Here is a 22,850-nt window from a genome sequence, read left to right as displayed (position 1 = left end):
CAACCCGGAAGTGGTTGTGGAATATGATTAAACCATATGTTATTATGAAAAACAACCGAAGGTGGGATTTATTGGACTATTTTCAAGCTTGAATAATTCGAAAATGAGCCCCACTTAGCGCCGAAAGGGTATAAAAGTCTGCTCAATCGTTCCAGGATATTCGGACGTTTAGTCCAACTACCATTTGATCACTAGGAGGCTTCATATCATGTCAACTGTCAACGAACGGTTCGAACAAGTCAAACAATCGTTAGGATGGAAAGAATCTCCTGCAGTGAAAGACCCCAAGCTCGTATTACCGGTACGTGTAGACGGCCGAATGGCTTACATTTCCGGAAACGTGGCATTCTCGGCAGGAGAACTGATGTACAAGGGACGCATCGGCGCAGATGTGTCCATCGAGGAAGGCAAGCTCTCAGCCGCATACTCGGTGCTGAACTGCCTGATGGCGCTGGACCGGGAAGTGGGGCTCGAGCGGGTAGAGTATGTGGTGAAAGTAACGGGGTATTTGAGCTGTACGGAAGATTTGACCATGCATCCGGAAATTATGAATGCGGGCAGCCAAGTGCTCGTTGACGTATTCGGAGACGCTGGCAAGCACGCCCGGGCCGCTCTCGGCATTCATACGCTGCCGCTAGGCGCTTCCACAGAGGTGGAAATCGTGGTTGCGCTGAAAGCTTAAGGCAGCCAGTTAGTCATTCTGCTATACTCGCAATTGTATACCAAACCTGCAAGGACCGCTGGAAGTGATTTTCTATAGCGCAATGGAAAGAGCCCTGTCGATAAAGACTTGGCTCTTTTTTTTATCCAATCCTGACGCTTGAGCATCCATAACAAGAAAAAATTAGGCTAGTCTAAATGATTTTATTTCGAATCCACACTTGACAATATAGGGTACGGGGGTATACTATATCGATATCGAATATCCGGTAAATTATGGGCACGGATTAACTTCGTTCAAGGACGGCCGTCGCGATTGTTAATCCTTATCTTCTCGATTCAACCGGATGCTTCGCAAAATAAGGAGGGTTTGAATATGTCTTCTCAAGCAAAGTCTCTTTCACAAGCTGACCCAAGACGGTGGAAAGCTCTGGCTTTGTTATGTCTTGCGAACTTTATGGTGATCATGGATACGTCGATTATCGGAGTAGCTTTACCTGCCATCAAAGATTCGCTCGGATATACGCAAGAAAGCTTGCAGTGGGTTTTTAACGCTTATGTCATTTTCTTTGGCGGTTTGCTGCTTTTGGGCGGTCGATTATCCGACCTGTTTGGTCAACGGCGTATGTTTATGTGGGGTTTTTCCATTTTAACACTGGCCTCTTTACTTGCGGGCTTGGCTTGGAGCGAAGAATCACTGAACGTCGGCAGGGCTCTACAAGGATTCGGGTCCGCCTTGATTGCCCCATCGGCACTAACAATCGTCATGATGTTATTTAGCGGCAATCCAAAAGAGCTTGGGAAGGCCTTGGGTTTCTGGGGGGCTTCGGCGGCTGCGGGCGGATCGGCCGGAGTGTTTTTGGGAGGTATTATTACCGAATGGCTTAGCTGGCAATGGACGTTCCTGATTAACGTACCTGTAGGAATTTTTGCCTTGCTCATTTCCACCGGACTTTTGACAAAAGGGATACGCAGAAAAGGCAGCATCGATGTAGTGGGGTCCATCTTCGTTACAGCAGCTTTGGTTTTGATTGTGTACGGAATTGTTACTGCAGAGCACAAAGGATGGGGGGCTCCGTCCACCGTATGGACACTTATTTTTGGGGCTGCATTGTTCATCCTGTTCCTAATTATACAGGCTGTTAAAAAAGAACCGCTTGTACCTCTCCGGATTTTTAAATCGCCGAATCTAGCTGCGGGTAATATCGCTCTCGTTATGCTTTCTGGCGGGTGGATACCGCTATGGTATTTCCTCAACCTCTATTTGCAGCAAGTACTAAAATTTTCAGCCTTCGCCGGCGGGGTCGGCTTGCTTCCGATGACGATACTCATTGCCGTCTTCATGATTTTGATTACAGGAAAGCTAATCGCAAAGTTCGGAGTGAAAGCGAACTTAGTAATCGGAATGATCGCGCTTGGAGGATCGATGCTGCTATTCTCTCAATATACGCCTGTGGACGGAAATTTCGTAATGAATGTGCTCCCGGCTTCGCTATTGGGCGCTCTCGGAATGTCACTTGCCTATATTCCGGCAACTATGGCCGCCATGTCTGGAGTGCGACCGGAGGAAGCCGGACTCGCATCCGGCCTAGCCAATACGAGCTACCAGATTGGGTCGGCAATTAGTTTGGCTATTATGGTTGCGATCGCAGCATCTGCGTCGGCATCCCAAACTGTTGGGGATCCCGCAGCTGTTTTAAACGAGGGGTTTCATCAAGCGTTTTTTTGGTCAGGTATCGTAGCATTTGCAGGTGCAATTTTATCTATATTGTTTGTCCGCTCTCCCAAAAAGGGAGAATCAAGTGGGCCTGTAGCCATGTAATGGAATAGTGCTCCAGCCAAATAACCTTTGGTTGGAGCTCTTTTTATCTAAGGTATATATAGGGAAAAGGAGTGAGGATATGGTAAAATAGCGAGAAAACCAATAAAGAAAAAAGGTGATGGATGTGCTGCATAAAGAGTCAAGCCGGGAAAAAGCTCTGGACTTCGACATCAGAAGAACAATTATTCTTAATTTATATATGAAAGAATGGTCTATGCCGGAATATAGAGTCATCATGACAAAACCGGAGATTGGCGTACATATTGAAGTTTATTATTTCCCATCAATTAATGATAAAACGCCTGCAAGATTCGCAACAGTCGGCCTATCAAATTCCATACGAAAAACTGGAAAACCTACTGAGACTGAATGGATGCTAGCTTTAACCCCCGATTTGGGACAAGAAAGCATTGATCGCATATTCTCCTATTTCTGCGACCTAATTGCCCATAATATTGAAAATATTAAATCTTCGGAAGTACCGCGAGTAATGACCGAGAGCGCACTCGCACCAGAGAACTGGACTACAAAAGCCCTCTTGATTGATGAACTAAGAGGAGAAAGTGAGGGGTTAGAAGAAATGAAAATAGGTGAAGAAGTAATTAGTGTCTTGTGGGTTATTCCGATTACTCATAAAGAAGCACGTATCATTTTACAAGAAGGCATAGATGCTTTTGATGCTTGGATAGAAAAGCAACAGCATTCAATAATAGATCCCGCTCGTCCTTAATCAAGCTCTCAAAAAGGTGATCGGTTATTCACTGGACGCCCCTGTCTACGAACGATTCCACGACGAGCAGACGGGTACAAGAATTGCATAAGTTATCACGAAGGCAGTCGGCCAGAAAGACCGGCTGCCTTTATCAATGGACGAATATGACTATATAATATAATATTGTTAGACCATATATTATACATTATATTTGAAGTAGATATAGAGATCGTGCTAAACCCAATCGTTAAAAATTAGGCGGTGGTAGATTAGGAGTGACCTTCTTGACGCTTCCATACTAGTACATCTATAGTGTGTGTAAGCCAACCGAGGATTTCAGCAGCAGGTATGTAAGGGGGAGTAGTTGTGACGAAAGATATGAAATCGTACATCTACAAAGTATTAATCGTTTTGGCGGTCGTCTCCAGTATTCCACTTCTAATCGTTAGCGCTTACAATATTAATTTGTTCTTGACCAAAACGGTGGAACTGATCAATTCGAAAAACGAAAACGAATTAACGCGAACCGGCGCATTAATGGAGAGAACGCTTCAACAAATTATCGATTTCACGAATTCCATTACAGTAGACAGCCGTTTCGCCAATATTCGGTCGGATTACGAACAATGGAAGGCATTGGGCGATATTAGCAACTTAATTTATGCCAATCCCTATGTCACGGAAATCCTGTATTACAATGCTAATGAGAATATATTGCTTATTTCCAATTTTGGAATCGAACGAGATCCCAGCAACAGTTCGATACCGTGGATAGCCTCCGTTGCATCCGGGATGTCCTTATACGGAATCGAGATCGTAGAGGGCAAGTCCAAGCAAGGGACCCATGTTGCGTCTATTGTTCAACGGCTTCCTTCTTCAAGAGGAGAGCAAAATTTTTTCATTTATAACGTGAATCTTGATAAGATTTATGCTTCCTTTTTGCAAGAATTGAACGTGAACGCCGAGTTGTATAATTATTATCTTACAGACGCCGGCGGTAAAATCATGTTTCATCGCGAGCCGCAAAAATTCGGGATGAACCTTTCCGATATCGAACGGGACCCAAAGACGATCCAAATGAACGACTACAAGCTTAACGCCTTTAACTGGCGATTAATTAGCGAAGTCAATACGAAGCAGTTGTACGGGGATGTCGCGAAATTAAAAAATACGTTGATTATCGTGGTCGCGGCCGTTGTCGTCTTCATGCTGGTTCTGATCCTGATCGGATTCCGCGAGTTATATAAACCATTTCACCGGATTGTCCTGCGAGTTAATGAAAACGAAGAGCTGCTGAGAAAAACGCTTCTGCATCGCCTCTTAATGGGCCAGATCGGCATTAATCCGGACATTGAACGACTAACAAAAACATATGCGAGATCCCATCTTGTGACGATTATCAAAACGTTGCCGTCGCTGGATGAAATCGGCCATGATCCCGCGCATATGAGAAGATCGGTTGTAGAAGGTTTAGACGGAGCATTCCGTTATGAAATGTTTGAAGAGTCGAATGAAACATATATCTTGTTGTTCCAATTGGAGCATGAAGACGTGAACCGTTTTACTACCGATCTTTTGCTCAGCTTCAAAGAAGACCTGCTGGAACGGCTGGAGATCAGCATCGGCGGCATTCATCCGCTCCGTGACTTGCACAAGTCTTATCTCGAAGCCATGTATGCGTACAATGTCGGGCGGATTTTCACGCTGGATTCGAAGCTGTATTGTTATAATAAACTTCCGATGGATTACCATCACACGGCAGTCGAGACTCCGGCCGTTGAAGAGATGGAATTGGCGATTAAGCAGCAAAACGAGAGGATCTTTACGAACGCCTTAAACGCTTTGTTCTCCGAGCAAATTACGGTGGTCGCGTACAATTTGAATTTTTATACGGTCATTTCGCTTTTCCTGCGGATGTACGGGCAGAACAGCTTGGCGTTCCTGGATGAATTGAATAAATTAATTGCGGAAAAGGGCAACATGAACGTAACGGCTGTCAAGCAATTTTTATTTTCCAAGTTCCATAACTTTCGGGAATATGCGGTCGACACGAAGGATTACACCCGCAAGATTGACGATTTCATCGCGGAACGCTACATGGATAATTTCTCCCTCGACGAAATGGCGGACTATATCGGAATCAGCAAGCAGCACTTGATTAATGTTTGCAAAAAAAGTTATAACCGGACACCGATTGAATATCTGAATGAGTATCGAGTCGAAAAGGCCAAACATCTGCTGTCGAATACGAGCACGAAAATTGCAGAGATCGGCTTGAAAACCGGCTTCAACAGCAACAGCTACTTTGCCAGAGTCTTCAAGCAATATACGGGGATCACGCCGTCCGAGTATAAAGAGCTGCGGGTCAACCGCAATACGTAAATCCGTTTGAACGAAACCGACTTTGATGTCGGTTTTTTTGTTGAAGTCTAGGGCGTGTCTGGAAACTCCGAGGGGAACAGATTTTGGCGAATTTTCGTTCCATGCAAGGCGCGTTTGTGAAGGCGTACCGGGGGTACGTCAAGCAAACGGAACGAAGCAGGGGGCGAAAAGGCGGTGAAAGATGCCCCTGAGTGGGTTTTCAGACACGCCCTAGGAACGTATCTCGTGGATGCGGCTCGACTTCCCGGTAAACGAATGGCGTCCAGCTTATGCTTCCGAAGTCCGTTTGCTCCGCAAACGGTTTAGGCCGCCGCATGTTTTTATCCTTGTGAAATCGGGTTTTAATACAATATTAAACACGTTGAACAGGGCGAAAAGCCCGTCGTTTCAACGGTTATAATATATTAGGATTGAATAACGGGCAAGGGCTGTTGTAGGTTGTAGCTATCCCGGGGGGCCGGGAACCCATAAGGAGGAATGAAGCGTGGAACAGAAAAGAAGGGGAAGGCTATGGCTCTCAGTTTTGTTGGTGTCCGTCATGGCAACATCGTCAGCATGCAGCTCGTCAGGCGCAAAGGACCCGAAATCTGCGGGGGAGAAAGCGCCGGCCAGCAGCGCCGCTGCCGGAGCGTCCCAAACTCCTGTTAAAGTCGTAGGGCTGAATTGCAATGCCACATTTGATCGGAAGACGCCGGAAGAGAAGCATGTGCACGATATTATTCAGGAGAAAACAGGCGCCGATGTCAACATTGTCTTCTCGGAGGCCGGCCAATGCGTCACCAAGCGCAATTTGATGCTCTCCTCAGGCGAACAATTGGAATTCGCGGAAATGTCGATTGCGGATGCGATACAAGCTTACAATGACGGCGTCATTCTCTCGCTCAACGACTTGCTGGATAAATACGGACCGAACTTGAAGAAAAATGTGGTGCCTGCCGCTTTTGAAAGAGTGACGTACAAAAATCAAATTCTCGGTATTCCGATTGAGACCCCTGTGATCACGCCAAACGCTTTGCAAATCCGAACCGATTGGCTTGCCAAGTTAAATTTAACGATGCCGAAAACCATTGACGATTATGAAAAGATCCTGGAAGCGTTTAAAACCGGCGACCCGGACGGAAATGGAAAGGCCGATACCTATGCTTTGTCGACGGGATCAGGCGGGAATATTGACATGTTGGAATATGTCTTCGCCCCATTCTTCATGCCGGCAGCTACGGAATGGTGGAAGGATACCGACGGCAAAATTAAACCGCCCGAGCTTCACCCGAGCTATAAAGAGATGATGGCCAAATTCGTAGAGTGGCAGAAAAAAGGGTATATCTGGCCCGACATGCTGCTTTCTACGGCGCCCAAGCAGCAAGAGTTGATCGCACAGAACAAAGCGGGAACCGTGGCAGCCACATTCTCCGGAACGATCATAAACGCGGTAGAGGTGCTTAGGAAAACGGTGCCGGATGTCCAATATGTCCCCGTCGCTTTAGAAGGCAAGGGGATCAATAAATTGCCTGCCTCCCCTGCCGCAACATCGGCTTGGGTTATATTCAAGAAAAACGCCAGTTCCGAAACCGTCATGAAATATTTCGATTACCAGGCAACGCCGGAGGGAAGCGACCTGGTCTACTTCGGGGTTGAAGGCGAGAACTACAATCGGGGAACGAACAATACGGTCGAATTTATCGCTGAAGATAAGTCGGATCTGTCCAAGGCCAAATATTACGCCAAATACAAGACCGTGTTCATCAACTGGCCTGGAAGTCCCGTATGGGCCGCGAATACATGGACACACCAGGAATACAACTTGAAACGGGAGCAAGTGAACAAGCTGCCTCGCTTTGAACCGATTGACGCCAAAGTGCTTTACGACAATTCCAAATGGAAATCATTCTCCAAGCTGACGGATCTGAAAACGTATTGGAAAGAGCAGAAGGTCAAAGTATTCAACGGAGAAATTCCGGTTGAGAACTGGGATAGCATTGTGAAGAAATGGCTGGAGATTGGCGGGCAACAAATGATTGACGACCGAAACGAGCAATTCGCGGCGGCTGCCAAGTAAGTAGATAAACGGGTTCTGCTTCTGTTGTTTCAGCAGAAGCAGAGCCTTCTTATGGAAAGGTGTGAGCCGTTTTGAAATCGATCCCTGTATCTTCATTAAGCAAAGGCAGCCGAACGCAAAATCCGCTGGGAACGAAGAAAACGGGTTTCTTCCACAACCTGTGGAAGTTCAAATTTCTGTATATTTTGCTGCTTCCCGGATTGCTGCATGTGCTGTTATTCCATTATGTGCCGATGTACGGCATTGTGATTGCCTTTCAGAATTTCAGCCCGTTTCGCGGTGTCGAATCGATGTTTATCGATGCCAGATGGGTGGGGATGGACAATTTCGTCCAGTTTTTCAACTCCTATTATTTCGGGCGTATCCTTACGAATACGCTGCTGATCAGCGTCTACAAGATCATCTTCGGTTTTCCGGCGCCGATTGTGTTTGCGCTTCTGTTGAACGAATTAAGAAGCTCCAAGTTCAAGAAAACCGTACAAACGATCAGTTATTTGCCGCATTTTCTGTCTTGGGCGATTATTTCCGCCCTGATTCTATCGTTGTTGTCCCCTACAAGCGGCTTGATCGGCAAGATGGTGGCGGAGTTCAGCGGATCCCAGAGCAATTTGATCTCTGAACCGAATTTTTTTCGCAGCATTCTTGTTTCCAGCGATATTTGGGCGGGACTCGGCTGGGGAAGCATTATTTATTTGGCCGCACTGGCGGGAATCGATCCGGCTCAATACGAGTCCGCTAAAATCGATGGCGCCAACCGGTTTCAACAAATGATTCATATCAGCTTGCCGGGGATGGCCAACATTATTTCCATTCTATTCATATTTGCGGTCGGCGGCATCTTGAATGCCGGGTTCGAACAAGTGCTGCTTTTGTACTCCCCTAATGTATACTCCGTTGGAGATATTATCGATACGTATGTATACCGGGAAGGGTTAGAAAATTCAAGATACTCTTATGCGCAAGCGGTAGGCGTGTTCAAAAACGTCGTAGGGCTCATATTCCTGCTCGGCACGAACTATATCGTGAAACGCCTCGGGAAGGAGGGCATATGGTAAGGCTTAAGCTGTTCGATTATATAAACGCGGTTTTTCTCATCGTGGTATGCTGTTCGATCATCGTCCCTTTCCTGTTCGTCATCAGCCAATCGCTTATGTCCAATGAGGACATCATGCGAAATGGCGTTACCTTTTTTCCTCGGCATGTCGTGTTTGATTCTTATAAGTACTTGCTGACAGGCAGCTCCAGAGTGTATCAGGCTTTCGGCAACAGCTTTTTTATTACGTTTTTCGGCACGCTCTTTAGTTTGCTTTTTACGGGCTCGATTGCCTATGCTTTGTCCAAAAAATACTTGCCTTATCGTAACGTGGTGACGGCGGTTTTGCTGGCTTCGATGTTTTTTGGCGGGGGGTTGATCCCTTCTTACCTCCTTATCACCGCTCTCGGGTTGAAAAATTCATTATGGGCCGTGATGATTCCGTCTTTTCTCAATGTTTGGTATGCCTTTCTATTGCGCAACTTCTTTATGGAGATCCCGCCGGAAGTAGAAGAATCCGCACATATCGACGGGGCGAACGATGTGACCATATTCGCTAGAATCGCATTGCCGATGTCGATGCCGGCGATTGCGACCATCGGATTGTTTTATGCGGTCGGTTATTGGAACAGCTGGTTCTCGGCTTCCATTTACTTGTCCGAACAGAGCAAATGGCCGCTGCAATTGCTGCTGAAGTCCATGCTGCTCGCCTTCGATCCGAACATGAGCGGGGTGGCCGAATCGCTGGGGCTGCTCGCCGCGCTTTCCAAGGATAGCGTCCGTGCCGCGATGATTATGATTACAACGGTGCCGATCCTGCTCGTGTATCCGTTTTTACAGCGCTATTTTGTGAAAGGCATGATCGTCGGATCAGTAAAAGGATAACGAAAGACGAGGGGTTGGAAGCTAATGAACGTCATCACTCCCTATGTTCAACTGCCGGCAACCGCGGGGTACGTGGACCGGGATGAAAATCCGGAAACGACGCCGGTCGGAAATTGGGGTTTTCCATTTGCGCTTACAGCCGATTATATGGGCCGAAGCTTGGGGATTCACCTCGGTGCGGTGACTCAGGCCGATAAGATCGAATTATGGTGCGCCGGTGTGACCGTAATTAATCGGAAAAGCAAGCACGTATAGCGTGTATGCCAGCTTGGACAATAGGTCGTACACAGAGATCGAATCCTTTCAGTTCCGTTAGCGGGCTATCGAAGGTAGAACCGTGGACAGCTTTGCATTATCGGGTGTGCGAGCGCAATTTATTAAAGTTCACATCCTCGCCGAGGAAGGAAAAGGAGTATTTCCGCTTCGCCTGCTGCAGCTCGATGCTAGAGCTTATGCGGTCGATGCGAGCGTTGGTTCTCAATTGCCCGTACTGGTCGGATTTAGAAGCGGAGACATCGTCCCCGAAACAGGAGCTCTTGAGGACTGGGGCAGCACCGCCACATTTGCCATAGATAAAAGGGAATCGATTGGATGGTTGCTCTAATCCGCCAAGCGGGGCTATCGATTGTATCGATTCGTATGCTGCCGATATATCGGGTAACACGCTCACAAATTTAACAGGTAATTCCGGGAGCGTATTTAGGATTAGCGGAAGTTCGTCGGACAAGGTGCAAATGCGACTGCCGGTGATGATACCGTAAACGGCAGCCGAAATGTTTGGGCGACGGCGCCAACTTTCAAATCAAGAATTGGACAAGTAGCGGTAATCTCAAATGCTTTAAAATACTGGAATGGAACTGCATGGACATAAATCGGGCTAAAGTAAAGGAGTCTACCATGATAAACATTTCATCACAACGCGAATGCTTTTTTGACGACTATTTGATTGACAATGCCAAAACGACGGCAGAATTCCGCTTGCATGAACCGACTCGCCGCGAAATCGCAATCAACCATGATGCATCGTGGGAGGGCAACGGTTGCAATTACCACAATATTTTACATGACAATGGTATATACAAGATGTACTATCTTGCCTGGCAGATGTATAGCCCCGACAACAAGGATCACACGACGAACGGTATTCGTGTTTGTTATGCCGAAAGCCGCGACGGAATTACATGGACAAAACCTGCGCTCGGAATCTGCGAATGGGAAGGCTCGCGCGAGAACAATATTATTTTGGACAAAAATACGAATAATTTCGATAACTTTATGGTCTTCCGCGATGATAACCCTGCCGTTCCTGCGTCCGAGAGATATAAAGGCGTTGGAAAATATAATAATCCGGAGTTTGGGCAGCGAATTGAGCTGCGAATGTTCACAAGCCCCGACGGACTTCACTTTACAATGGGCGATATTATCACTACAAAAGGATATATGGATTCTCTCAACGTTGTTTTCTGGGATGAGCTTGCGGGGATCTATCGCGGATATATACGCGGGTTCCACAATATCATAGGTGACGACTGGAACGCCGGAATACGCGATATACGTTACATTTGGTCAGAAGACGGCAAAACATGGAGCGACCCCGAACTGATTTGTTTTGGAGACTCGGAGGATTATCCGCTTTATACAAACTGCGTTTCGCCGTATGTCCGTGCACCGCATATGTATATAGGTTTTCCGTCGAGATATGTAGAACGCCACGAATGGAACGGCAATTTTGAGCAGCTTGGCGGAAAAGAAAAACGTCTTGAACGCATATTGCCCTCGAAGAATCACAAACGATACGGACTTGCGGTTACAGACTGCGTATTTATGGCTTCCCGCGACGGTATAAATTTTACGCGGTATGATGAGGCTTTTATGCGCCCCGGTATGGAGAACGGTTCGAATTGGGTTTACGGCGACTGCTTTCCGGCACGCGGGCTTATCGAAACGCCTCCCCTTGTAAAAGGCGAACCGCACGAGTTGTCGTTATACAGTTTTGACAATCATTGGATGGATGTGCCGGCACAATTGTGGCGCTATACCATACGCTGCGATGGGTTCGTTTCGCTGCACGCCGGTTATGCCGAAAAAGTAATAACCACCAAGCCGTTTACCTTTACAAGCGGTGAGATGAGGATTAACTTTTCGACGTCGGCACGGGGTTATATGTACTTCACTTTGCAGTCGTCCACGGGAGAAACAATTGAAAGCTGCGAGATTTTCGGTGATGCCATTGACCGGGTAATAACCTTCGATAATGGCGAGCTTGCACAATTTGCAGACAAAGAAGTAGTATTAACCGTGCGGATGCGCGACGCGGATTTATATTCGATAAGATTTGCTTGATTTCAGCGCTCAGGTTGCATCCGGGTTATCGGAAGCAGAGATTCGGGCGGTGTAGCCGGCATAACGATTATCAAAAGTGGCTAGAGCCAGCCTCACAACCAAGGCTCGATGAGCTGCCCCTTCGCCCGCTGCGGAGGGGCGGCTTTATTTGATGCGCGGCATTTGCGCGAATCCACACACTTTACTACTACAAAGACCTTAAGTCTTGGTTATTGACACGGATAAAGCTCCCGTGTATTCTATTAAATAAATGTTTAATTAAAACGATCGTTTGATGTTTGTCCTTCTGCAAGCGACAAGAAAGGGATGGGATTGATGAAACAAGCTTTACGGTTATTTTTTAAGCAGCCGACGACGAAGGCGGGTATTGCGGTTGCGCTTATGTTTCAGCTTATTTTTTGCGTAATATGGATGACCGGCTATGACGGCGTTACGGAGAACGCCAAGCAATTGAAGATCGCGATCGTCAACGAGGATGCGGGCATGGGCGGGACGATCGCCGAGAAGCTGCAAAGCGGTCTGCCGTTTCAGACGGAGATGGCGGCGTCCAAGAGCGCTGCCGAGGAGAGCCTGAACGATCGCAGCGTGCAGATGGTAATTGTGATTCCGGCGGCATTTAGCAAGCAGCTGCAGACGCCGGGCGAAACGGCGAGCGTGCAGTTTCTTGTGAACGAGTCGAACCCCGCCACGATCAAAAGCATCATGCAGGGCGTGTCCGCGAACGTAACCGCCATGGTCAACAAAGAGGCTGTGACGGCCGGAGCGCAGGCCATGCTGACGCAGGCTAATGTCCCGGCGCAGCAGGCGCAGGCAATGGCCCAAGGGCTGGGGGAGAAGGTCGTCTCCGATTTCCAGACCGTCAATAAAGTGAAAAATATGTCCAATCAGATGATTCCGATGATGATGGTGCTGTCGTCGTTCGTCGGCTCGATGATTATGGCCATGAACCTGCAGCAGTCGTCGATGGCCATTCAAACGCTAAGCAAATGGCAAAAACTGTGGACGCGCTTCGTTATCCATGCAGGTTCCGCCATTGTCATCTCGGCGATAGGCTCTTCGCTGGTGCTTGCATTCGGTGGCCAATCAGCCCACGGTTTTCTCGCAATGTGGGGATTCCAAGCGGTATTTTTGATGACGTTCATGTTCTTTACGCAAATGTTTGTCGTGCTGTTCGGCGTGGGCGGCATGCTGTTCAACATTATCGGGATGTCGGTTCAACTCGTCACTTCCGGAGCGATGGTGCCGCGCGAGATGCTTTCCCCGTTCTATCTCGAGCTTAGCCGCTATCTTCCGGCCACATATGCGGTTGAAGGAAGCATGAACCTGCTGTTCGGCGGGCCGGGCGTCGGATCTGACGTGAGTGTTTTGCTGGGCATGACCGCAATTGCGGCGGTCGTCGCATTGGCTGCCGTGGCCCTTCGCAAGGAACGCGCCGTGCAGGCTGCGGCGGTATCCGCCTAAGCTGGCATAGGTTGCGCCGGAGCACGTAATCGCGGCATAATAGCTATAAGCGAAGATTACAATTCTAAGGAGCAGCGGATGATGACACAAACGGAACTTGATGCGAAGATGCGGATACTGCTGGCAGCCAAAAAGCTGTTTGCCGCTCAAGGCTTTGACGGCACGAGCGTCAGGCAGATTTGCGATGAGGCCGGGGCGAACGTAGCGCTTGTTTCGTATCATTTCGGCGGGAAAGAAAACGTGTTTGCGGCGCTTTTCGATCAGTTTTTTCCGAGCGAGCGCATTGACGAATTTTTCAAGCAGCAGATGAGTCCGGTGGAAGGCATCAAGCTCATTATTGCGGAGGTCATCCGGTTTCGCAAAACCGACCCGGAGCTGGCGAAGATTACAGACCAGGAAGTGGTGACGAGGTCGCCTCGCACCCACCATTTGAAACGGCGGATTCTCCCCTTGTGGACCAAGCTTCGAGGATTGCTGGAGGAGGGGCGGGAGCGGGGCGATTTTCGCTTCGGATCGCTGGATCAAGGGCTGCTGTTCGTAATGGGATCGGTCCTGTTTCCGAAAAACGCGCATATGGTCGAGTCCATTCTGATGGAGGAGCCGCTTTCGGTAGAACGGCTCATTGAGGAGACGCAAATCTTCGTATTGCGGGGACTTGGTATGGTTGAATCCGACAAGTAGACCGGTAATTCACTGACAAGAGGCTGGCGGAGTCGATCCGTTCGAGCCTCTTTTTTGTGTGCCCGCGTGGCGAACGATGGCATTTTTTCAAAAGCGTTGGTAATATGAGACTATCTGAGAGTTAGCGGAAGCGGCGAGGAGACGGTTGGGATGAGAGCGGCGGCGGTATATGTACTACTATGGATTGTTCTGCTGACTTCATTCGGCTCGCAAGCTCTTCATGCCTCAAGTAAGACGGAGCCCCAAGCTGCGGTGCGCGGAGAACTGGATTTATCCGCTTGGGAGCCGGAGAAGGACGGGATCGTCGACCTGAGCGGCGAATGGGCTTTTTATTGGAAACGTTTGATCGAACCTGGAGACCTTGCAGCCTGGAGTCCTTTATCCGCTACCTCGTCCTCGCAGCTAGTTTCCTATGCGACTGTTCCCCATGTTTGGAAAAAGAAGCTGGATGACGGCATCACGTCGAAAGAAGGCTTTGCTACATATATGCTGCGCATTAAGACAGGAAATCGGCAGCTGGAAAGCAGTCTTTCGCTTTATGTGCCGAGCGTCGCCACCTCGTACAAGCTGTGGGTGAACGGCAAGCTGAAGGCATCGAACGGAACGGTCGGGACGTCGAGGGAGCGGATGACCGCCAAGAACGTACCGAAAACCGTCGCATTGGAAAGCGCGAACGAGTACGTAGTCGTCATGCAAGTATCCAATTTTGTCCAGCGAAAGGGCGGAATGTGGCAATCGTTGCGGCTAGGCGAGGAGCAGCTGATTTATCGCAGCACGGTTCGGCAAATGGCGGCGGAGCTGTTCATCATAGGCAGCTTGACGGTGATGGGGCTGTATCATCTGTGTTTATATGCCGTGCGTCGCAAAGAACGTTCGCCCTTGTTCTTCGGCGTGATGTGCATCATGATCGCCGTCCGTTCCCTTTTTCAGGGTGAAACGATCGCGGTAAAGCTTCTCCCCGGTTTTCCTTGGGAATGGGCGGCGAAGCTCGAATATATGTCAACCGCCTTGGCGGTGCTCATGCTGCTGTTATTTGTCGCTTCGCAATATCCTCTTGAGTCGAGCCGAAGGGCGGGCAGGCTTTACGGTATATGTACCGCAGCGTTTATGGCTTATGTTTTGCTCGCGCCCGCACGTTTCTATACGAAGCTGATGCTGCCGTTTCAGCTTGTTGCGGTGGCGGTATTCCTCTACGTGACGGCAGTTTTTATACTTGCCTTCATTCGAAGACGGCATGGCTCGCTTTATAATTTGATCGGGCTTGCGTTTTTTTTCGCGACGGTCATCAACGATATTTTATTTTATAATCAGGCTTTGGCGATCCGAGAAAATTTGATTCCGTTCGGTCTGCTCGGCTTTTTGTTCGCGCAAACGATCAACTTGGCGTCGATTTTCTCCAAATCGTTCGAACGGGTGGAGGGGCTGACGATCGAGCTGCAGACGGCCAACCGGTCGCTCGAGGATAAAGTGCTGGAGCGTACCGCGACGCTGGAGGAGGCCAAAAGGGAGCTCGAAGAGGCGAACGGCGTATTGTCAAGAATGGAGCAATCGCGAAGAAGGCTGCTGTCGAATATTTCGCATGAGCTCGGAACGCCGCTGACGACCGTGCGCGGTTATATCAAAGCGATGATCGACGGCGTCGTGAAGGTGGGAGATCCGGTTTATTTGCAGCTGATTTACGACAAAACAGTTTTTCTGGACCGGATGATCGGCGATCTGTTCGAGTTGTCCAAGCTGGAAGGACGGCAGGTCCGCTTCGAGTTTCAGGAGATGGAGGCGCAGGCGCTCATTCACCGTCTTTTTGCCAAATTCAAGCTGGATATGCTGGACAAAAAGCTTGCCTACGAGCTCGGCCCCCTTATCGAGCCGCTGCCGGATAGGATTGCGGTTGCCGACGTGGATGCGATCCGAATCGAGCAAGTGCTCGGGAATATGCTGGTCAATGCGCAAAAAAATACGCCGGCAGGCGGGACGGTTCGTATTGAGACGGAGTGGGATACCGGGGACGGCAGGCGAGGGTACGTCGTCATTAAGGTAATCGATAGCGGGAGAGGAATTGCGGAGGACGAGCTTCCTTTCATTTTCGACCGGTTCTACAAGGGACGCCCTGCGCAGAAGCAAGAATCGTACGGTGTCGGCTTGGGGCTTAGCATATCCAAAGAAATCGTTTCCTGCCACCACGGGGAAATCGGAGTCCGCAGCAGGCCCGGGGAAGGAAGCACATTTTATTTCACGCTGCCGGTTCGATATGTTAGCACGGCGGAAGCGCAAGCTGCCAGCGCGAAGGGAGAGCTGTAACGGATGGCGGAGGAGAGCAAAACTGCAAAAATACTAATCGTCGAGGACGAGGCGGAAATACGGCGGCTGATTGTGCTCTACATGCTAAACGCGGGCTTTCAAGCGGTTACGGCGGAAGACGGGAAGCAGGCGCTGGAGCTGCTGGAACGGGAACGGCCCGATTTGATCGTGCTTGATATTTTGCTGCCTGATATCGACGGGCTCGAGCTGTGCGGAATCGTACGCAGAAGCTGGGATATTCCCGTCATTTTCGTATCGTGCAAGCGAGAGTCCGAAGACGTGATCAGCGGTTTGGAGGCTGAGGCCGACGATTATGTGACAAAGCCCTTCGATCCCGCTGTGCTCGTCGCAAGAGTGAAGGCGAATTTGCGGCGCGCTTCGCGCAGGGATAAGAATGATGACGGCGGGGAGTGGAAGGACGAGCGCTTGTACGTCAACCTGCTGAGCTTCGAGGTGCTGATTCATGGGCAGCCTGTGCCGCTTCTGCCGAAGGAACGCCAGCTGCTTCTGCTTCTCCTGAAGCACCCGAATCAAGTGTTCAGTGTCGAGCAGATGTACGAGCGGATTTGGGGCTGGGAGAGCGTCAGCGACGAAAGAACCGTCATGGTTCACATCAGCAATTTGCGCAAAAAGATCGAAGCCGACCCGGCGAGCCCTAAATATATTCATACGGTAAGAGGCTTCGGGTATAAATTCCAGGGCGAAGGGTAAGAGAGTAATAGAGCGTCAGCAGCCGGCCGGGCCGGCATTACGCAAAGGAGGTCGCGGCCATGAGTCAGCCCGTTCAAGGCGATTACGACGAAATCATTCAGGTATGCTTGTTGGCGGGAAAAATCATGCTGCAAAACGGCGGAGAAACGTACCGGGTCGAGGATACGATGACGCGGATTGCGGCTTCGTACGGCATTCCGAATTCGCATAGCTTCGTGACGCCGACCGGAATTCTTTTTGCCGCGGACGGATCGGCTCCCCAGGCGATGCTGACGCGGATTTCGGAGCGTTCGACCGACCTGCGGAAGGTTACGATCGTCAACGATATTTCCCGGAAAATCGCCTTTGGCGAACTGACGGCAGCCGAAGCTTGCAGGCTGCTGCAAGAAGTGGATGCGGATCGCTCCGCTTATCCGGGCTGGTTGAAGATCGGTGCTGCGGCGCTGGCGAGCGGCTGTTTCCTGATCATGTTCAAGGGAGTATGGAGCGATGTGATCCCGGCGGTCGTAACAGGCGGTTTTGGTTATATGGGGCTGATTTATTTTCACCGGTGGGTGACGATCAAATTTTTTTCCGAGTTTCTAGCTTCGCTCGTTATCGGGCTGCTCGCTTTCCTGCTCGTGACTTACGGGGGTGGGCAAGATCTGGATAAAATCATTACAGCCTCCGTCATGCCGCTCGTACCCGGACTTCTGATTACGAATGCGGTGCGGGATCTGATGGCGGGTCACCTCGTATCCGGGCTCTCCAAGGGAGCCGAAGCGTTCTTGACGGCCTTCGCGATCGGCGCGGGCATCGCTTTCGTGCTTTCTTTTTATTAATTTGTCGAGGGGGGAGCCTCATGAATATTGCAGCGCAGCTAGTCACAAGCTATATCGCTTCGGCCGCCTTCGGCATTATTTTTAATGCGCCCAAGCGGACGCTGCTGCAGTGCGGATTTATCGGAATGGCCGGCTGGCTGCTGTATATTCTATGCCAGGAGTTTTCGCTTGACGTGACGGCAGCTGCGCTCATCGCCGCATTTGCGGTAACGGTCGTCAGCCAGCTGTTTGCCAAGGCGTACAAGACGCCGATCATCGTCTTCAACGTGGCCGGCATTATCCCGCTCGTACCGGGGGGACTGGCTTACGATGCGATGAGAAACGCTGTGGAAAATCAGTACGATCAGGCGGTTCAACTGGCGGCCAAAGCGTTCATGATATCCGGCGCCATTGCCATCGGTCTGGTATTTTCGGAGGTTTTAAATCAAATTATTCGTCGGTCGCGGCTGTAACGGGGATGCATACGACTTGCGCAGGATTCGGCAAATAATATCATTTTACGCAAATCGACTAGACAACATATGATTTATTTGGTAATATTAGCCTACTGAATCGAATATAAGTAACGGTTTGCGAAGGACGCAGCCTGGCGGAAGAAGTTCCGCGGGTTGCGTCCTTTTTACGTTCAAAGCGGAGGAGGAGCATTATGTTGAACCGTGGACGCAGCGCGGCGATCAGCTTGATTGCCGGATTGCTCGCTTGCGGACTGATGTATGGCGTTTACAAGCTGCAGCTTAGACAGGTAAGACTGCAGGAAACAGTCGGCGTAGTCGTACCGAAGGATTTCATTCGCTCGGGGACGTTTTTATCGGAAGATATGCTGGAACTGAAGCCTGTTCTGCGCGGCTCCTACAGGGAAGGCATGCTGGCTTCGATCGAAGCGGCCGCAGGCAAGGAGACGCTGCTGCCGCTCGGGCGGGGCGAGCCCGTGCTGGATTGGAAGCTTGACCGTTTTCACCTGATGCCGGGCAGCGGCCAGGCGACGTTTCAGATTCCGAAGGAATACGTATTGTCTTTGTCCAACGGCATACGGGCAGGAGATACCGTCAAATTGTACGTGTCCGGCAAGGAGGGCTCGAGTCTCTTATTCGGGCATGATATCGTCGTCGCTTCGGTTAAATCGTCAGCCAATGTGGAAATCGACGACCCGAAAAATCCGGCTTTATTCTCCCGGGTGAACGGCGATATGGAGAGTATGTATGCGGCCAGAAGGGAAGCGAACGGCGCGATCGACCAGATTAACCTGAATTTGACCGAGCAGGAATGGCTGGCGATCGACGAAGCGTGTCGGGACAAGAAAGCGAAGCTCGTCATCGCTTTCGCTTCATCGTCGATCGTCGAGAAGCCGCCCGTCAAATGAAGAGGAGGGAGGAAATCGCATGCATGTAGGAGTACTTTCGGGCGAGGACAAGCTGGAAGCGGCTTTGCTGGCGCGAACCCGTACGGGGACGGAATGGTCGTTTTACGGCCGGGAGGAGCTATTCCTTGCGGATTGCCTCGAAGGAAGGCATGTCAGGATGATTATTCAAGCGGAACGGCTCGGGCGGGAGAAAGCGGCGGAGCTTATGCACGCGCTGCATAGAGGCGGTAAAGCTTCGCGCGTGCTTCTGATTCCGGACCGGGGGCGGGACGCAGAGGATAATGCCGCGCTGCGGAAGCTTTGCCAACAGCTTGGAGCGGATATAGTACAGCCTGGTCTGTCCCCGGATGCGGCAGCCGATGAAGCGGTTCGCTGGCTGTTCGGCGGTACGTCCCGGGCGGGAGGAGGTAGGCTGGTTGTTTTTGTAGGGACGACGCCGAATATCGGAACGACGCTCGTTTCGTTCGGAACCGCCGTAAGGCTCGCGCTCGACAGCGAAGCATCGGTAGGGTATTTATGCCTTAATCTGAAGAGCTCGAAGCTTCACCGTTATCGCGGGAAAGATAGTGCGGCGGCTACGCTGGACAGCATACGTGCCGAGCTGAAGGCTCAACGTTTGCACGGGGACCGGTTGTTGGGGCTGTGCGAGCCGACTCGCGGCGTGCCGCGCCTGCATGTGCTGTATGGCAACATGCTGAGGGAGCAAGCGGAGTTTTTTCGGCCGGAGGAGATCGAATGCTTGCTGCAGGCGGCCCGGTCCGCTTTCGATTTGTGCATCGTGGAAGTAAACGCCTATTGGGATAACGCCGCGACGGTATGCGCCATGATCCAAGCCGATGCCAGGGTAGCGGTAACGACAGGCGAGCTGTCGCATTTTCAGGAGGATATGCAGCGCTGGCTGAATACGGTGGGACCGATCTTCGGATTGACATCGGACAGCGTAGAGCTGGTCGTCAATCAGCTGGACAAGCGTTCCTTGCTGAACGGGATTCGCGCGAAAGAAGTACGGAAAGAAACGGGCATGCGTTTGGCGGCGGAAATTCCGCGTTTCTCGGATATTGCCGGCTATTTGAACGAAGGGAAAATACTGGAGCTGTTCACGGGCCATCACGGATTTCGGCAGCCCGTGACGCGGATCGCCGACAGGTGGATCCGGCAATGGAGTCTGCCGCGCTCCGCCGGTCCGGCGGAACGTTCCCGGATCAAACGTTGGCTGGCGGGTTGGCGGTCCGAGGGGAGGAAGGTGACGGGCATTGAAGGTAAATAAGTTCTCGCTGCTTGCCTATGCCGGTGAGCGTAACGAATCGGAGAGCTTGCCGGATGCCGGAACCGGGGTGGCGGTCCTGCAAGAGCCGGCCGGCGACGACGCCTTCCTCAAGCTTGCCTCGGAAATTCGCGGAGAGCTTGCAGCGGCCCGAGGCAGAACGGAAGAAGAACGTCAGCAATACGGCGACACGCTGAACAGGGCCGTACTCGGGTACGAAGAAGATCGGCGGACGATGATGGCGATTATTCAGGATTTGCTCGCCAAGCGGCGCATTCACGATTTGCCGTCGAGGGGAAGAACGTATGACAGTATGGCCGAGGCGATTTTCGCCGAAGTGATCGGCATGAACGTGCTGGAGCTAATTCTGAAGAGCAGGGAGGGAATTGAGGAGATTCAGGTAGTCGGCTGCGATATATTCGAGGTTCGCGGCGGCATCCCGATGCGTTCTCCGCATCGGATGCAATCGTTCAAGGATTTGGAGCGCATCCAGCAAAATCTGGTGTTGTTCAATAACGATACGCTGAATCCGCGCAAGCGGTGGGCGGAGGTTATGCTGCGCGACGGCTCGCGGGTTACGATGACCGGCTTCGGCTTTACCGCGCAGCCGACGCTGACGATCCGCTTCTATACGGTTAAGCATTACGAGTTGGCGACGCTTTGCCGGCCGGCGTTCGAAACGATCGACGAGCCGATGCGCGAATTGATCCTATGCGTAATCAGATCGTATTTCAACATGGTGGTCATCGGCCCGACCAACTCGGGCAAAACGAATCTGATCAAGGCGTTCATCGCGGAAATGCCGGGGCATGAACGGATCGTCACTATCGAATCCCGGTATGAGCTTATGCTGAAACGGGATTTTCCGGACAAGAACGTAATCGAATACGAAGTCAACGAAGATGATCCGCCGCATAGCTCGAAGCAGGCGTTCAAGCTCGCGCTGCGCCAGTCGCCGAAGAGGATTTGCCACGCCGAGGTGCGCGATGAGGATGCGAACGTATATGTGCGTGCCTGCACGCGAGGTCATGAGGGGAGCGTCACGACGGTGCACGTCAACGCGCTCGAAGATGTCCCCGATGCGATTACCGATATGTGCATGCTTGACGGCCGCGGTATGAATCCGGGGCGGCTGGTGAAGCGGATTGCGGAATTCGTTACGCAGGTCGGATTTGAGATGGCGCTTGTGGGCGGCAAAAGGAAAATCGTGCGCATCGCCGAATACGGCTGGGAGCAAGGGGAGGTAGCGCTGCGGGACTGGGTACTCTATAACTCGTCCGCCGGCACGTGGTCGTTTCCGATGCGCGTATCGCAGCGGGCGGCGGAGCGGATGCGCCGCTACGATCCTTCCGGCTATCGCCGGCTAACCGAAAGGGGGTGGCTAGGTTGAAGGTGATGATGCCGCTCGCCGAAGCGTCGCTCCTGCTGCTTCTCGCGCTGTTAAGCTTCGTCTGCATTCGCGGGCTGTTGGCAGTCGCGCTCAGCAGACGCACGGTCAGGTGGAGGCTCCTGCACGTCCGGCGGGCTGCCGCAGGCGAGCGAATTGCCGGTTATTTGTCCCGGTTCCGCTTTGTGCACGGTCATTTGGCCGACTTGCTGGAATCGACCCGGTATCGAATTTCGATTCCTGCGTTTATGACCGGTACGGTTGTGCTTCTGCTTCTCGGACTATCGCTCGGCGTGTTCGTCTTCGTTTCGGTAAAAGGGGTCGTCACGGCCAGCCTTATTTTGGCTTCAATGCCTTATTTGGTCCTGCGGCTTCGGCTTATCAATCTGCATATGAAGACAAGGCTGGATTTTTTGCCAGCTATCGAGCTGTTTTACCAGTATTACGTGATGACCCCGTCCAAAAACATCCGAAACGTCGTCCGCGCCTCCATTGCGGAAAACCGGATACGGCATCCGATGAAGCCGATTTTCGAACAGCTGCACCGCAACTTATCGACGGACCGGCCTGTGGACGATTGCATCAGGATATTTACGATGTCGCTCGGCCACGCTTGGGCCGAATATTTCGCAGGCATTATGCGGATCGGGCTTGCGGAAGGGATCGACGTTAGCGAGAATCTGCACGATCTGATCGCCGACATGCGCAAAGCGCAGCTGCTCGAACAGCGAGAACGCAACCGGATGCTGGAAATCCGGATTGCCAGCTTTTCGCCGATCTTTTTCCTTGGCATTTTTCTTTTCGTCAATTTTCAAATCAATTACGAGAATGCTTACCGGTACTATTTAATCGATGCGGGTGGAAGAAATATGCTGCTTGACGCGCTTTTGCTTATATTCGCTTCGCTGTTGTTGGGCATTTATTTATCGATGCGGCGGATGTAGACGAGGAGGCGTGAAGGCTTATAAAGACAA

Annotated in this window: 20 protein-coding genes; all 20 read left to right on the top strand. The window is 50.9% G+C overall.

What is annotated here, in order from left to right:
* Positions 1-208: 208 nt before the first annotated feature.
* The 20 genes from DQG23_RS28260 (at position 209) to DQG23_RS28165 (ending at position 22,820) form a co-directional block, all read left to right on the top strand.
* A complete protein-coding gene (locus tag DQG23_RS28260) occupies positions 209-682 on the top strand; it encodes a RidA family protein (protein ID WP_113034393.1) in 474 nt (157 codons plus the stop codon).
* Between the two features lie 354 nt (positions 683-1,036).
* Positions 1,037-2,482, top strand: coding sequence for an MFS transporter (locus tag DQG23_RS28255; RefSeq protein WP_113034392.1), 1,446 nt, complete (start codon positions 1,037-1,039; stop codon positions 2,480-2,482).
* A 118-nt stretch (positions 2,483-2,600) separates the two neighbouring features.
* Positions 2,601-3,212 carry a suppressor of fused domain protein gene (locus tag DQG23_RS28250; RefSeq protein WP_113034391.1) on the top strand — a complete coding sequence of 204 codons (612 nt, stop codon included), beginning with the start codon at positions 2,601-2,603 and terminating at the stop codon, positions 3,210-3,212.
* Between the two features lie 348 nt (positions 3,213-3,560).
* Entirely contained in the window at positions 3,561-5,576 is a 2,016-nt protein-coding gene (locus tag DQG23_RS28245; RefSeq protein ID WP_113034390.1) for a helix-turn-helix domain-containing protein, read from the top strand.
* 484 nt (positions 5,577-6,060) lie between these two features.
* Positions 6,061-7,632 (top strand): type 2 periplasmic-binding domain-containing protein, encoded by a 1,572-nt coding sequence (locus tag DQG23_RS28240; RefSeq protein ID WP_113034389.1) that lies wholly within the window; start codon positions 6,061-6,063, stop codon positions 7,630-7,632.
* A 71-nt stretch (positions 7,633-7,703) separates the two neighbouring features.
* Positions 7,704-8,687, top strand: coding sequence for an ABC transporter permease (locus DQG23_RS28235; protein ID WP_238178070.1), 984 nt, complete (start codon positions 7,704-7,706; stop codon positions 8,685-8,687).
* The gene (locus tag DQG23_RS28230; protein WP_113034388.1) at positions 8,681-9,550 is read left to right on the top strand and encodes a carbohydrate ABC transporter permease; all 870 of its coding nucleotides are present in this window, start codon (positions 8,681-8,683) and stop codon (positions 9,548-9,550) included. Before DQG23_RS28235 ends, DQG23_RS28230 begins: the two co-directional genes overlap by 7 nt.
* Before the next feature lie 24 nt (positions 9,551-9,574).
* Entirely contained in the window at positions 9,575-9,805 is a 231-nt protein-coding gene (locus DQG23_RS28225; protein WP_113034387.1) for a hypothetical protein, read from the top strand.
* A gap of 82 nt (positions 9,806-9,887) precedes the next feature.
* Entirely contained in the window at positions 9,888-10,154 is a 267-nt protein-coding gene (locus DQG23_RS28220; protein WP_113034386.1) for a hypothetical protein, read from the top strand.
* A 173-nt stretch (positions 10,155-10,327) separates the two neighbouring features.
* Complete coding sequence (locus DQG23_RS28215) at positions 10,328-11,893, top strand: glycoside hydrolase family protein (RefSeq protein WP_146762395.1); 1,566 nt, start codon at positions 10,328-10,330, stop codon at positions 11,891-11,893.
* Between the two features lie 315 nt (positions 11,894-12,208).
* The gene (locus DQG23_RS28210; RefSeq protein WP_113034384.1) at positions 12,209-13,354 is read left to right on the top strand and encodes a YhgE/Pip domain-containing protein; all 1,146 of its coding nucleotides are present in this window, start codon (positions 12,209-12,211) and stop codon (positions 13,352-13,354) included.
* An 81-nt stretch (positions 13,355-13,435) separates the two neighbouring features.
* Positions 13,436-14,035, top strand: coding sequence for a TetR/AcrR family transcriptional regulator (locus tag DQG23_RS28205; RefSeq protein WP_113034383.1), 600 nt, complete (start codon positions 13,436-13,438; stop codon positions 14,033-14,035).
* Between the two features lie 150 nt (positions 14,036-14,185).
* Positions 14,186-16,333 (top strand): sensor histidine kinase, encoded by a 2,148-nt coding sequence (locus DQG23_RS28200; RefSeq protein ID WP_113034382.1) that lies wholly within the window; start codon positions 14,186-14,188, stop codon positions 16,331-16,333.
* Positions 16,334-16,336: 3 nt separating this feature from the next.
* Complete coding sequence (locus DQG23_RS28195; RefSeq protein WP_113034381.1) at positions 16,337-17,044, top strand: response regulator transcription factor; 708 nt, start codon at positions 16,337-16,339, stop codon at positions 17,042-17,044.
* 59 nt (positions 17,045-17,103) lie between these two features.
* Positions 17,104-17,865: a threonine/serine exporter family protein gene (locus DQG23_RS28190; RefSeq protein WP_113034380.1), complete on the top strand. Its 762-nt coding sequence runs from the start codon at positions 17,104-17,106 to the stop codon at positions 17,863-17,865.
* A gap of 20 nt (positions 17,866-17,885) precedes the next feature.
* Positions 17,886-18,317, top strand: a complete 432-nt coding sequence (locus DQG23_RS28185; protein WP_113034379.1) for a threonine/serine exporter family protein — start codon at positions 17,886-17,888, stop codon at positions 18,315-18,317.
* 194 nt (positions 18,318-18,511) lie between these two features.
* Positions 18,512-19,225: a CpaB family protein gene (locus DQG23_RS28180; RefSeq protein WP_238178069.1), complete on the top strand. Its 714-nt coding sequence runs from the start codon at positions 18,512-18,514 to the stop codon at positions 19,223-19,225.
* 19 nt (positions 19,226-19,244) lie between these two features.
* On the top strand, positions 19,245-20,492 hold the full coding sequence (locus tag DQG23_RS28175; protein WP_113034378.1) for a CpaE/TadZ family protein: 1,248 nt from the start codon (positions 19,245-19,247) through the stop codon (positions 20,490-20,492).
* Positions 20,479-21,879 carry an ATPase, T2SS/T4P/T4SS family gene (locus DQG23_RS28170; protein ID WP_238178068.1) on the top strand — a complete coding sequence of 467 codons (1,401 nt, stop codon included), beginning with the start codon at positions 20,479-20,481 and terminating at the stop codon, positions 21,877-21,879. The genes DQG23_RS28175 and DQG23_RS28170 overlap by 14 nt, the downstream gene beginning before the upstream one ends.
* A complete protein-coding gene (locus tag DQG23_RS28165) occupies positions 21,876-22,820 on the top strand; it encodes a hypothetical protein (RefSeq protein WP_113034377.1) in 945 nt (314 codons plus the stop codon). The genes DQG23_RS28170 and DQG23_RS28165 overlap by 4 nt, the downstream gene beginning before the upstream one ends.
* Positions 22,821-22,850 lie beyond the last annotated feature (30 nt).

It is taken from the genome of Paenibacillus contaminans, from assembly GCF_003285015.1.
GTDB lineage: Bacteria > Bacillota > Bacilli > Paenibacillales > NBRC-103111 > Paenibacillus_V > Paenibacillus_V contaminans.
Note: the sequence above shows the minus strand (reverse complement) of the source record. Positions and strands in the feature narration are given on the sequence as shown.